Source organism: Sphingomonas sp. (genome assembly GCF_965200105.1).
Classification (GTDB): domain Bacteria; phylum Pseudomonadota; class Alphaproteobacteria; order Sphingomonadales; family Sphingomonadaceae; genus Solisphingomonas.
Genome location: NZ_CBDATN010000002.1, coordinates 113035 through 125388 on the forward strand (window position 1 = coordinate 113035; position 12354 = coordinate 125388).

A 12354-nucleotide genomic window follows, 5' to 3' on the forward strand; every position below is an offset into this window, starting at 1 on the left:
AAGCGCGGGTGCGACATCCCACATCACAGGCAGCGGAGCACCCATGGCGAAGATCGAGGTGAAGACGCCAGTCGTCGAGATCGACGGCGACGAGATGACGCGGATCATCTGGGAATGGATCCGCGAGCGCCTGGTCAAGCCCTATCTCGCGATCGACCTCGATTACTACGACCTCTCGATCGAGCACCGCGACGCCACCGACGACAAGGTGACGGTGGACAGCGCACAGGCGATCCAGAAGTACGGCGTCGGCGTGAAGTGCGCAACGATCACCCCCGACGAGGCGCGCGTCGAGGAGTTCGGCCTCAAGAAGATGTGGAAGTCGCCCAACGGCACGATCCGCAACATCCTGGGCGGCGTCGTCTTTCGCGAGCCGATCGTGATGCGCAACGTGCCGCGCTTGGTGCCGGGTTGGACGCACCCAATCGTCGTCGGACGCCACGCCTTCGGCGACCAGTATCGCGCCACCGACTTCCGCGTGCCCGGCAAGGGCAAGCTCACCATGAAGTGGACGGGCGAGGACGGGCAGGAGATCGAGCACGAGGTGTTCGACTTCCCGGCGTCGGGCGTCGCCATGGGCATGTACAATCTCGACGAGTCGATCCGCGACTTCGCGCGCGCCAGCATGAACTATGCGCTCGGGCGCCAGTGGCCACTGTACCTCAGCACCAAGAACACGATCCTCAAGGCCTATGACGGCCGCTTCAAGGACCTGTTCGCCGAGGTGTTCGAGGCCGAGTTCAAGGATCGCTTCGCCGCCGCGCGCATCGGCTACGAGCATCGCCTGATCGACGACATGGTCGCCTCCGCGCTCAAGTGGAGCGGCAAGTTCGTGTGGGCGTGCAAGAACTATGACGGCGACGTGCAGTCCGACACGGTGGCGCAGGGCTTCGGCTCGCTGGGCCTCATGACCTCGGTGCTGATGAGCCCCAACGGCCGCACCATCGAGGCGGAGGCCGCGCACGGCACCGTGACGCGCCACTATCGCATGCACCAGCAGGGCAAGCAGACCTCCACCAACCCGATCGCATCGATCTTCGCCTGGACGCAGGGCCTGCAGTTTCGCGGGCGCTTCGACGAGACGCCCGACGTGGTGCGCTTCGCCGAGACGCTGGAGAAGGTGTGCGTGTCGACCGTCGAGGGTGGACAGATGACGAAGGATCTCGCGATCCTCGTCGGTCCCGACCAGAGCTGGATGACGACCGAGCAGTTCTTCGATGCGATCCGCGAGAATTTAGAGCGCGAGATGGCCGGTTGGGCCTGATGCCTGCGGGCGGCTGCGCGCTAGCGTAGCGCGGTCGCCCCCGTCATAGTCGGGGCATGGCGTTCCCCGTCCAGTCGACCGGCCTCTCCGACGCGCTGGTGATCCTCGGCGCGGCGGGGATCGTGATCCCAGCCTTCGCGCGGGCGCGGATCAATCCCGTGATCGGCTTCATCCTGGTCGGCGTCGCGGTCGGCCCGCACGGCCTCGGCACGCTCGTCGGCCGCGCGCCGTGGCTCTACCACGTCACGATCACCGAGCCGCACGCGATCGAGCCGTTCGCCGAGTTCGGCATCGTGCTGCTGCTGTTCGCGATCGGTCTCGAACTCTCGCTGCCCCGGCTGTGGGCGATGCGCGCGCGCGTGTTCGGCGTCGGCGCGGCCAAGCTGCTGCTCTCGGCTGCGGTAATCGGCGGCGCGCTCGCCCTGTTCGGCCAATCCTGGGCAGGCGCGCTGGGGCTCGGACTCGCGCTCGCGCTCTCGTCCACCGCGCTGGTGCTGCCGATCGCGGGGACGAGCGGAGCGGTGGGCGGCGCCGCCTTCGCGATGCTGCTGTTCGAGGACTTGGCGCTCGTGCCGATCCTGTTCACGCTCTCGGCGCTCGGCCCGGCGGGTGCCGGCGACTGGACGAGCTTCGTGCGCACCAGCCTTATCAGCGGCACCACGGTGCTGGCGCTGCTCGGTATCGGTCGTTTCGCGTTGACGCCGCTGTTCGCGCAGGCGGCGCGCACCAAGAGCCCGGAGCTGTTCCTGGCGATCAGCCTGCTCGTCGTGCTTACCGCCTCGATCGCGACCGCTTCCGCCGGCTTGTCGCCGATCGTCGGCGCGCTGCTCGCCGGCATCCTGATCGCCGAGACCGAGTATCATGCAGAGGTCGAGGTCATCACCGCGCCGTTCCGCGGGCTGGCGCTCGGCGTCTTCCTCATCACGGTCGGAATGAGCCTCGACCTCGCCGCGATCGCGGACCAATGGCGGCAACTCGTCCTCGCCGTTGCCGGGATCGTGTTGGCCAAGGCGGCGGTGACGGCGGCGTTGACCCGCGCGACGGGATCGCAGCCTGGCGACGCGGCCGAACTCGGCGTGCTGATGTCGTCACCCTCGGAGACCACGCTGATCGTGCTCGGCACGGCGGAGGCCGTAGGGCTGATCGCGGCGCCCACCGCGGCGTTCTGGCAGACGGTGACGGCACTCGGCCTTACCATCACGCCGCTGCTGGCACGCCTGGGCGCGGACCTCGCGCACCGGGTCGAACGCGGACGCGCGCGCGTCGTCGATCCCGCGATCGCGGACGGGACCGGCACGCGCACGGTCGTGATCGGCTTCGGCCGCGTCGGCCACGTCGTCGCCACCATGCTGCGCAAGCATGGGCGGCCGTTCGTGGCGATCGATGCCGACGTCGACGCCGTCGCGGCGGGGCGGCACGAAGGTTTCCCGGTGCTGCTCGGCGACGCGAGCCGCACCGAGATGATCGCCCACCTCGATCTCGATCGAGCCAGCGCGGTGGTGCTGACCATGGACGATCCGGTCGGCCAGGTGCGGCTCACCCGCCGGATTCGTGCCGATCATCCTGCGCTGCCGATCGTCGCGCGCGCACGAGACGCAACGCACGCCGCCGAGCTCTACCGCGCGGGCGCGACCGACGCGGTGCCCGAGCAGCTCGAATCCAGCTACCAGCTCTCGGAAGCGGTGCTGACCGAGATCGGCGTGGCGGTAGGGCCGGTCATCGCCTCCATCCACGAGCAGCGGGCGGAGGCGCGCGCCGCGATCATGGAGATGGGGGGGCTCAGCGACGCGCCCAAGCGACGCGGCCGGCGACCCGACGCGGCGGCGCGCGGCTGACCACGGATCAGCGCGGCAGCGGGACAAGCGATCGCGTACGCTCCCGCCCCGCGAGCAGCAGCGCGACCGCCTCGCGCTCGTCGCGCATGTGGTCGCGCAACGCATCGATTATCGCGTGGAGCGCAAGCTTGTAGTCCGGCCACTCGCCAGCGACGTCGGTCATACTCCAGCGCTTCGAATGTTCGGCGTAGCGTTCGCCGGCGGCGATGCAGCGCGCCTTCAGTTCGCGGGCGAGCGCCACCTGTCGCGCCGTGCCGCCGGCGATGGTCGGATCGAAGATCTCGCCATGCTTGAAGAGCTGATACTCTCGCAGCAGCCGGACCATCTCCCACCGGCTCCTCGCGAGGGCGGGACCGGAGTCCACCGGAGGGCCTTCCATCAACGCCTCCGCCTCGGCAGCGAGCGAGAGGATACGCTCTTGATGAAAATGAAGAACCTCTAGAACACGTGAACGGATCATGTACGCCCCACAACATCGGGTAACATACGTTACCCACCCAACGGGACAAATCAAGTCCGTTTCGACCGATTACGCCGCCGCGCGAGCATCCTCGAGCGCCGCACGTACGGCCGCGACGGCATTCGCGGCCATGCTACCGTCCGGCCCGCCACCCTGCGCCATGTCGGACCTGCCGCCGCCGCCCTGCCCGCCGAGCGCGGCGACCGCGATTCGCACCAGCGCCACTGCATCGCGCTCGCCGACGAGATCGTCGGTGACGCCGACCGCCACCGACGCGCGGCCCTCGTTGACCGCGACCAGCACCGCGACGCCCGACCCCAGCCGCGCCTTCGCCTCGTCGACGAGCCCGCGCAGCCCCTTGGGATCGAGGCCCTCCACCACCTGTCCCGAAAAGCCGTGGCCGCCGACCTGATCGATCGTCTGCTCCGCCTTCGGCGCACCGCCGCCGCCCAGCGCCAGCGCCTTCTTCGCGTCCGCGAGTTCGCGTTCGAGCCGGCGACGATCCTCGATCAGCCCGGCGACGCGCGCGGGCACCTCGTCGGGCGCGGCCTTGAGCGCCGCCGCCGCCTCGCGCAGCCGCTCCTCCCGGCCCGATAGGTACAGGCGCGCCGCCTCGCCGGTCAGCGCCTCGATGCGGCGCACGCCCGATGACACTGCGCTCTCGGAGATGATCTTGAACAGCGCGATATCGCCCAGCGCCGCGACGTGCGTGCCGCCGCACAGCTCCACCGAGTAGGTGCCGTCGGTGAGCCGGCCCATCGAGAGCACGCGCACCTCGTCGCCATATTTCTCGCCGAACAGCGCCATCGCGCCCGCCTCGATCGCATCCTCGGGCGCCATCAGCTGGGTGCCGACCTGATCATTCTCGCGGATATGGCGGTTCACCTCTGCCTCTACCGCCGCGATCTCCTGCGCGGTCATCGCCTTCTGGTGCGAGAAGTCGAAACGCAGCCGCTCGGCCGCGACCATGCTGCCCTTCTGCGCGACATGCTTGCCCAACGCGTGGCGCAGCGCCGCGTGCAGCAGGTGCGTGGCGCTATGGTTGGCGCGCACCTCGGCGCGATGCTCCACGTCAACGGTCAGCTTCACCGTGTCGCCGACGCGCACCTCGCCGCCCTCGATCACCGCGTGATGGGCGTGGAGCTTGCCGAGCGGCTTCGACGTGTCGGTCACCTCCGCCTCGAAGCCGGCATCGCCGCAAATGATGCCGACATCGCCAACCTGCCCGCCGCTCTCGCCGTAGAAGGGCGTCTGGTTGAGGAGGACGACGATCTCGTCGCCGGTCTGCGCCGCCTGCACGCGCTCGCCATCGCGCACCAGCGCCACCACGTGCGCCTCGCCGGTGGTGCCGGCGTAACCGATGAACTCGGTCGGCCCGCACTCGTCGAGAATGTCGAACCACAGCTCGCCCGACGCCTTCTCGCCCGATCCCTTCCAGGCGGCGCGGGCGGCGGCGCGCTGCTCCGCCATGGCGGCGTCGAAGCCCTCCCGGTTCACTCCAAGGCTCTGCGCACGCAGCGCGTCCTCGGTGAGATCGTAGGGAAAGCCGTAGGTATCGTAGAGCTTGAACGCGGTGCGGCCGGGTAACACGTCGCCCTGCGTCATCCCGGCCGTCGCCTCGTCGAGCAGCCGCAGCCCGTTATCGAGCGTCTGGCGGAAACGCGTCTCCTCCAGCTTCAGCGTCTCCTCAATCAGCGGCTGCGCGCGGACGAGTTCCGGGTAGGCGGCCCCCATCTCGGCGGTGAGCGCGGGGACGAGGCGGTGCATCAGCGGCTCGGTGGCGCCGAGCAGGCGCGCGTGCCGCATCGCGCGCCGCATGATCCGGCGCAGCACATAGCCCCTGCCCTCGTTCGCGGGCAGCACGCCGTCCGCGACGAGGAAACCCGAGGCGCGGAGGTGATCCGCGATCACGCGGTGCGAGGCGCGATGCTCGCCGCCGGTATCGGTGCGGGTCAGCTCGCCCGACGCGGCGATCAGCGCCTTGAACGTATCGGTGTCGTAATTGTCGTGAACGCCCTGGAGCACGGCGGCCACGCGCTCCAGCCCCATGCCGGTGTCGATCGACGGGCGCGGCAGGTCGAGCCGGGTGGCGGCATCGATCTGCTCATACTGCATGAAGACGAGGTTCCAGATCTCGACGAAACGGTCGCCATCCTCGTCCGGGCTGCCCGGCGGGCCGCCGGGAATGTGCTCGCCATGATCGTAGAAGATCTCGGAGCAGGGCCCGCACGGCCCGGTGTCGCCCATCGACCAGAAATTGTCGGCGGTGGCAATACGGATGATCCGTTGCTCGGGCAGGCCGGCGATGCGCCGCCACAGGTCGAACGCCTCGTCGTCGGTATGATAGACGGTAACGGTCAGCCGGTCGGCGGCGAGCCCCCACTCCTTGTTGACGAGCGTCCAGGCGTGATGGATCGCCTGTTCCTTGAAATAGTCTCCGAACGAGAAGTTGCCGAGCATCTCGAAGAAAGTATGGTGACGCGCGGTGTAGCCGACATTGTCGAGATCGTTGTGCTTGCCGCCCGCGCGCACGCACTTCTGCGACGAGGTGGCGGTGCTGTACGTCCGCGTCTCAAGCCCGGTGAAGACGTTCTTGAACGGCACCATGCCCGCGTTGACGAACATCAGCGAAGGATCGTTGTGCGGCACCAGCGGCGCGGAGGGCACGACACGGTGCCCGGCCGCGCCGAAATAGTCGAGGAAGGACCGGCGGATGTCGTTGGTCGAAGTCATGCGCGGGACTTAAGCGAGCGTGCGGGGGGCGGCAAGCGAGGGCGTCATGGCCGTCCCGCGTGGCAATGTTGGATTTCTTGTGCCACGGTGCCGATCATGACGATGCGCGACAGGCCGACGATCCGTTCCGCCGACGCGGTGGAAGCCAGCGGGAGGGGCGATGGACCCCCGACGTGGCGTCAACTTCGTCAACTTCGCCGTTCCTTCGGGTGGGCGCGGCGACACTAGCGCATGTTCGTCTCCTTCCTCGACGAGCTTCGCCGCGCGGGCATTCCGGCGAGCCCCAAGGAGCATCTCGTGCTGCTGGAGGCGCTCGATCGCCAGGTGATCGCGCCAACGCCGGAGGAGTTCTACTATCTCTCGCGGGCGATCTACGTGAAGGACGAGAGCCTGATCGATCGGTTCGATCGCGTGTTCGCGCACGTCTTCCGTGGCCTGCAGGCGCCCGGCGAGACCACCGCCGAGGTGCCCGAGGAGTGGCTGCGCGCCGTCGCCGAGAAGTTCCTGACGCCCGAGGAGATGGAAGCGATCAGGTCGTTGGGTGACTGGGACACGATCATGGACACGCTCCGCAAGCGGCTTGAGGAGCAGAAGGGCCGTCACCAGGGCGGCAGCAAATGGATCGGCACCGGCGGCACCTCGCCCTTCGGCAATGGCGGCTATAATCCCGAGGGCGTCCGCATCGAGGGCGAGAGCCGCCACAAGCGCGCGATCAAGGTGTGGGAGAAGCGCGAATTCAGGAACCTCGACTCGTCCGTCGAGCTCGGTACGCGCAACATCAAGGTGGCGCTGCGCCGGCTGCGCCGCTTCGCGCGTGACGGCGCGGCGGAGGAACTCGACCTCGACGCGACGATCGATGGCACCGCACGCAAGGGCTATCTCGACGTCAGGATGCGGGCGGAGCGCCGCAACGCCGTCAAGCTGCTGCTCTTCCTCGACGTTGGCGGATCGATGGACCCGCACGTCAGGGTCTGCGAGGAGCTGTTCTCGGCCGCCACCGCCGAGTTCAAGCATCTGGAGTTCTTCTACTTCCACAACTGCGTCTACGAGGGCGTGTGGAAGGACAATCGCCGGCGCTTCGCCGAGCGCACGCCGACCTGGGACGTGCTCCACAAGTTCGGTCACGATTATAAGCTGCTGTTCGTCGGTGACGCGGCGATGAGCCCGTACGAGATCACGCATCCCGGCGGCTCGGTCGAGCACATGAACGAGGAAGCGGGCGCGACGTGGCTCAAGCGGATGACGGGCGTCTATCCCGCCGCGGGATGGATCAACCCGGTGCCCGAGGAACAATGGGGCTATTCGGCCTCTACCGGCCTCGTCCGCGAAATCATGGTGGACCGCATGTACCCGATGACGCTCGACGGGCTCGACCGCGCCGCGCGCGCGCTCGGACGCAAGCGTTAGCGAGCCGAGCCGAGGATGGCGCGACGGAAGCGGGCGGAGGCGAAGCGGATGCTCGCCCACAGCCACAGCGCCTGCCACGACAGGCCGACGACGTGCGGCCGCCAATCCGGCCGCTCCGCCGCCCGCGCCGCCAGCGCCAGCGGCGAACTCCACGGCAGCACGGCGGCGGCGGTTGCGATCCAATGGTCCGGCCGCCCGACGTCGATCGCCGCCAGTCCGAACAGCAGGAATTGGGCGATCGTGGTCGGCAGCGCCAGCGTCTGCACGTCGGCGGGAGAGCGGGCGTGCGCGCCAAGCCCCAGCAGGATCGTGCCGAACAGCAGATAGTCGGCCGCGAAGTAGAGCAGGGTGAGCGGGACGAACGCCCACCATCCCACCGCCGGCGACGGCAGCGCGGCGAGCACGTGAGGCGCCGTCGCCGCCACCAGCGCCAGCCCCGCCCCACCCCACGCCGCCACGCAGGTAAGCGAGAACAGCAACATGCCCAGCAGTTTGCCGAGGAAGATCGCGTCGACCGGCGCGGCGGCGGCAAGCACCTCGATCACCTTGTTGCCGCGCTCCTCGATGAAGTTGGCGAGCAGGCGCCCGGCGAGCATGATCGTCAGGATGAACATCGCATATTGCGTCGCCCGACCGAGATCGGCCCCGGTCTGCGCGTCCGGAGGCGCAGCCGCGCGGTCGCGCACCGTTGCCAGCGAGCGCACGCCCACGAGCGCCGGCGCGCGCGCCTCCGCGACGATCAGCGCCATCGCGCCGTCGAGCCCCTCCGGCGCACCGGAGTGGAGCGCCAGGAGCTGGCGCCCGGGCGGGCCCGACAGGGTGGCGACTCCCCCCATCCCTGCCACGACGCGCGGCACCGCCCCGTCGCCGAGCAGCCCCGCCAACCGCCCGCGCGCGGCAGACAGGCTTGGCGCCTGTGCGGGCGGGACCGCGACCACAGGCATTGGCGGCGACTCGGCTCCCTGCCCGCCGCGAACCGCGCCGAACAGCCCGCCCAGCCCCGCCGCGACGAAAGGCAGCACGAGGAACAGCAGGAACAGCTTGGAGAACACCGCCGCGGCATAGTCGCGGCGCGCGATCGCCCAGGCGACTCGCAGCATGTGCCTCATGCCGCCAACGGCTCGGCCGCGTCGGCGACGAGCGCCACGAAGGCGTCGTGGAGACTCGGCCGCTCGATCGACAATGCCTCGATCCCCGCGTCGCCGCCGATCAGCGCGGCGAGTACCGGCTCGATCCCGCCCTCGGGCAGCGCGAAGCTCCAGGCTCCGCCGCCGAAGACCGCATCGGTAGGCAGCGCCGCGCGCCAGCGCCCGTCCGTCGCGCGCGTCTCCAGCCGCACGCGCGAGGGCAGCGAGCCGCGCGCGTCCGCGACGCTGCCCGCGAAACGGACGCGGCCGCGCGCGATGATGGTCAGGCGTTCGCACAATCGCTCGGCATGGGCGATGACGTGGGTGGAGAAGAGCACGGTGGCGCCCGCCGCCACCTGCGCGCGGATCATCGCCTCGAGCCGGCCCTGGTTGATCGCGTCGAGACCCGAGAAGGGCTCGTCGAGTACCAGCAGTCGCGGGCGGTGGACGATGGTGGCGACGAGCTGCACCGTCTGCGCCATACCTTTCGACAGCGCGCGGATCGGCCGCCTCGCCGCCTCGCCCAACCCCGCCTCGTCGAGCAGCGCGTCGGCGCGCCTGCGCCCCTCCGCCAGCGGCAGCCCGCGCAACGAGCCCATGAAGGCGATCGCCTCGCGCGCAGTCATCGCGGGGTAAAGGCCGCGCTCTTCGGGCAGGTAGCCGACTCGGGCGGCGGCCCGCAGGGGCTCCTCCTCGCCAAGCACGACGCGGTGACCGGCATCGGGCGCGACGATGCCGAGCAGCATGCGCAGCGTCGTCGTCTTGCCCGCACCATTGGGACCGAGCACACCATGGATGCTGCCTTGCGGAACGACCAGATCGACACCGTCGACGACTCGATTACCGCCGTAAAGCTTGACGAGCCCCTCGGCCCGGACCGCGTCCGCCATTCGAAGTCAGCTCACGACCGCAGGGACCACGATCAGCGAGGCGGGAAAGGCGATCGTCAGGGTGCGGCCACCGCCTTCCTGTTCGGTCGCTTCGATCGTGACGCCGAGCGCGTCCGCGAAGCCACGCGCGATCGCGAGCGGGAGCTTGCCCGCCTGCGCATCCGCCTCGCCGGCCCCCGCGATGGCGAGCAGGATTGCGTCCGGCGTCCGCCGTCCCTCGACGACCAGCTTCGCGGTCGTGCCGGCGCTACGCGCGGCATTGAGGAGTAGGTTCACGAGCACGTGGTTGAGGAAACGTGCGTCGACCTCGACACGCGGTAGGTTGGGCGGCACTCTCAGGTCGATCGAGGTGTCGCGCAGGCGGTCTTGGATGTCGTGCGCAGCGGTGCTCACCGCCTCGGGCAGGTCCACGGGCTCGGAGGCAAGCTCCAGCTCACCCTGGTCGATCCGCACGAGGTCCGAGAGGTCGGCGAGCAGGCGCTGAACCCGGGTGCCGAGCGCCTTCGCCGAGGCGAGCGATGGCGAGCCGGAATCGGCCGCCACTGCCTCGCCGATGGCATCCACCATCGCGCCCAGCGGGCCACCCAGCTCTTGGCCCAGCGCGGCGAGCATGCCGGTGCGCATCCGATCGCGCGCCTGTAGCACTGAGAGTCCGCGCATGTCGTCCTCCAGGTGCAGCCGCTCGTGCGCGAGCGCCGCCTGCCCGACCAGGGCGGACATCAGCACCGCGCGATCGGCAGCGATCGGCTCGCGCCCGTCCTCGCGCGCGACGCCAAGGACGGCGAGCGTGCCGAGGGAGGTCTTGAGCGGCGCGAACTGCCAGTCGGCGGCGTTGAGCGTCGCGGTACCGACACCGGCGGGCTCGCCCTTGCGCCACGCCCATTCCGCCGCCGCGCCGTCCACCGGCCCGAGCGTCAGCCCGGGCGGCTGCGAGGCGAGCGGGACGAGCGCGCCGTCGCGCTCGCCGAGCAGCATCGAGTCGACATCGAGCAGGCGCGCGACCTCATGGCAGATCGCCGACGCGGTCGGCTCGCGCTCGGAGACGCGCGCCAGCGTCTGCGCGAAGGCGGCGACGGCGGCGTTGTCGTGCGCGCTCTTGGCGCCCAGGGTGGCTCGCATCTTGAGCCTGCCCGTGAGGCGGCTGGTGAAGGCGGCGATGCCGACGAGCACGAGGAGCGCGATGCCCGCCTGCGGCTCGGCCACCGTCAGCGTGTAGAGCGGCGGCAGGAAGAAGAAGTTGTAGGTGAGCCCGGCCGCGACCGCCGTGATGAGGCCGGGACGCAAGCCGTAGAGCGAGGCGGCGAGGATCACCGGAAGCAGGAACAGCAAGTCGATCGCGTTTAGGCCGATCAGCGGCTCCAGCAGCCGGCCGAAGACGGCGGTGGCGGCGATGAAGCCGGCGATGGCAGCGTAATCTGCCGGCGCTCCCCAGTGGCCGCCTCGGCCGGCGCCGGGCCGCTCCACGCCAACGCCCGGCGGAGACGCGGAGGTGGACGCCGGGATGACGTGCACGGCCAAACCGTCGCGCAGCCGCAGCATGTTGTCCACAACCGATCCGTGGCGCAGCTCGAACCACCAGCTCCGCCGCGACTTGCCGATCACGAGCTGCGTCGCCCGCGTCGCCTCGATCTGGGTGGCGAGGCCATCGGTGACGCTGTTGGCGGGCACGGTCGCAATCGTCGCGCCGAGCGTGGAGGCAAGCCGCAGCGCATCGGCAACCCGGCGCTTCTGCGCCTCCCCGAACCCTTGGCTGCGCGGTGTCTCGATGTAGATGGCGGTCCAGGGCGCGCGCAGCGCGTCGGCGAGGCGCTTGGCCGCGCGCACCAGCGTGTCGGCGCCGGCGAGTTCGTTCACCGCGACGAGTACGCGCTCACCGCCGGCGAAGGTGCCTGGGATGGCGCCGGCGTCGAGCTCGCCCAGCATCTGCCTGTCGATCGACAGCGCGACGCGACGCAGCACCATCTCGCGGAGCGCGGACAGCACCGGACGCGAGAAGAAGTGGCCGAGGGCGCGACCGAACTCGGGCGCGACGTGGACCTTGCCCTCCTCCAGCCTGCGCACCAGCTCGTCCGGCGGGAGATCGACGACCTCGATCTCGGCAGCCTCGAGCACGCCGTCGGGCACTGTGTCCGCGACGGGCAGCCGGGTGATCCCCGCGACGACGTCGGCGAGGCTCTCGACGTGCCGAATGTCGAGCGTCGCGTAGACATCGATCCCGGCGGCAAGCAGCTCGTCGACGTCCTGCCAGCGGCGTGGATGCCGACCACCTTCTGCGTTGGCGTGCGCGAGATCGTCGATCAGCACCAGTTGCGGACATCGCGTCAGGAGCGCGTCGAGGTCGAGTTCGCGCGAGTTTCGGCCGGGATGACCGGTGTCGCGCCGTGGCACGACCTCGAAGGCGTCGACCAGCAGATCCGCCTCGGAGCGGCCGTGCGTTTCGATCAGGCCGACCACGACGTCGCAGCCGGCGCGCAGCCGATCGCCGCCGTCCATCAGCATCTCGTAGGTCTTGCCGACACCCGGTGCCGCGCCGAGGAAGATCTTGAGTTTGCCGTGCGTCGCGACGGGGGCGGCGCTCGGCACGGGCTCGCGCGCGGTGTCGGGCATGACCGCTCCTTACGCCGATCGGCGCGCGGAC

The 12354-nt window shown here is 69.9% G+C and carries 8 protein-coding genes; 3 read left to right on the forward strand and 5 right to left on the reverse strand.

Annotated elements, in window-relative coordinates; all coding sequences use genetic code 11:
- The first annotated feature begins 43 nt into the window (after positions 1 to 43).
- Both ACOFKX_RS01705 and ACOFKX_RS01710 read left to right on the forward strand, forming a co-directional pair.
- Positions 44 to 1264, forward strand: a complete 1221-nt coding sequence (locus tag ACOFKX_RS01705) for an NADP-dependent isocitrate dehydrogenase (RefSeq protein WP_419825371.1) — start codon at positions 44 to 46, stop codon at positions 1262 to 1264.
- A 56-nt stretch (positions 1265 to 1320) separates the two neighbouring features.
- Complete coding sequence (locus ACOFKX_RS01710) at positions 1321 to 3099, forward strand: cation:proton antiporter (protein ID WP_419825372.1); 1779 nt, start codon at positions 1321 to 1323, stop codon at positions 3097 to 3099.
- A gap of 7 nt (positions 3100 to 3106) precedes the next feature.
- On the opposite strand, the gene ACOFKX_RS01715 is transcribed toward ACOFKX_RS01710, so the two are convergent.
- A complete protein-coding gene (locus tag ACOFKX_RS01715) occupies positions 3107 to 3424 on the reverse strand; it encodes a hypothetical protein (protein WP_419825373.1) in 318 nt (105 codons plus the stop codon).
- Positions 3425 to 3628: 204 nt separating this feature from the next.
- On the reverse strand, positions 3629 to 6292 hold the full coding sequence (gene alaS / locus ACOFKX_RS01720; RefSeq protein WP_419825374.1) for an alanine--tRNA ligase: 2664 nt from the start codon (positions 6290 to 6292) through the stop codon (positions 3629 to 3631).
- A gap of 231 nt (positions 6293 to 6523) precedes the next feature.
- On the opposite strand from alaS, the gene ACOFKX_RS01725 reads away from it, so the two are divergent.
- A complete protein-coding gene (locus tag ACOFKX_RS01725) occupies positions 6524 to 7699 on the forward strand; it encodes a vWA domain-containing protein (RefSeq protein ID WP_419825375.1) in 1176 nt (391 codons plus the stop codon).
- On the opposite strand, the gene ACOFKX_RS01730 is transcribed toward ACOFKX_RS01725, so the two are convergent.
- Genes ACOFKX_RS01730 through ACOFKX_RS01740 form a run of 3 tightly spaced genes read right to left on the reverse strand, consistent with a single transcriptional unit; the run spans position 7696 to position 12323 of the window.
- Positions 7696 to 8799: an ABC transporter permease gene (locus tag ACOFKX_RS01730; protein WP_419825376.1), complete on the reverse strand. Its 1104-nt coding sequence runs from the start codon at positions 8797 to 8799 to the stop codon at positions 7696 to 7698. The two genes, ACOFKX_RS01725 and ACOFKX_RS01730, sit on opposite strands and share 4 nt — an antisense overlap.
- A gap of 5 nt (positions 8800 to 8804) precedes the next feature.
- Entirely contained in the window at positions 8805 to 9716 is a 912-nt protein-coding gene (locus ACOFKX_RS01735) for an ABC transporter ATP-binding protein (protein ID WP_419825377.1), read from the reverse strand.
- A gap of 6 nt (positions 9717 to 9722) precedes the next feature.
- The gene (locus ACOFKX_RS01740) at positions 9723 to 12323 is read right to left on the reverse strand and encodes a DUF4118 domain-containing protein (RefSeq protein ID WP_419825378.1); all 2601 of its coding nucleotides are present in this window, start codon (positions 12321 to 12323) and stop codon (positions 9723 to 9725) included.
- Positions 12324 to 12354 lie beyond the last annotated feature (31 nt).

Excerpts from the sequence above, each read along its gene's own strand:
- ACOFKX_RS01705 (WP_419825371.1), top strand. The coding sequence starts at position 44 with ATGGCGAAGATCGAGGTGAAGACGCCAGTCGTCGAGATCGACGGCGAC.
- ACOFKX_RS01710 (WP_419825372.1), top strand. The coding sequence starts at position 1,321 with ATGGCGTTCCCCGTCCAGTCGACCGGCCTCTCCGACGCGCTGGTGATC.
- ACOFKX_RS01715 (WP_419825373.1), bottom strand. The coding sequence starts at position 3,424 with ATGGTCCGGCTGCTGCGAGAGTATCAGCTCTTCAAGCATGGCGAGATC.
- alaS (WP_419825374.1), bottom strand. The coding sequence starts at position 6,292 with ATGACTTCGACCAACGACATCCGCCGGTCCTTCCTCGACTATTTCGGC.
- ACOFKX_RS01725 (WP_419825375.1), top strand. The coding sequence starts at position 6,524 with ATGTTCGTCTCCTTCCTCGACGAGCTTCGCCGCGCGGGCATTCCGGCG.
- ACOFKX_RS01730 (WP_419825376.1), bottom strand. The coding sequence starts at position 8,799 with ATGCTGCGAGTCGCCTGGGCGATCGCGCGCCGCGACTATGCCGCGGCG.
- ACOFKX_RS01735 (WP_419825377.1), bottom strand. The coding sequence starts at position 9,716 with ATGGCGGACGCGGTCCGGGCCGAGGGGCTCGTCAAGCTTTACGGCGGT.
- ACOFKX_RS01740 (WP_419825378.1), bottom strand. The coding sequence starts at position 12,323 with ATGCCCGACACCGCGCGCGAGCCCGTGCCGAGCGCCGCCCCCGTCGCG.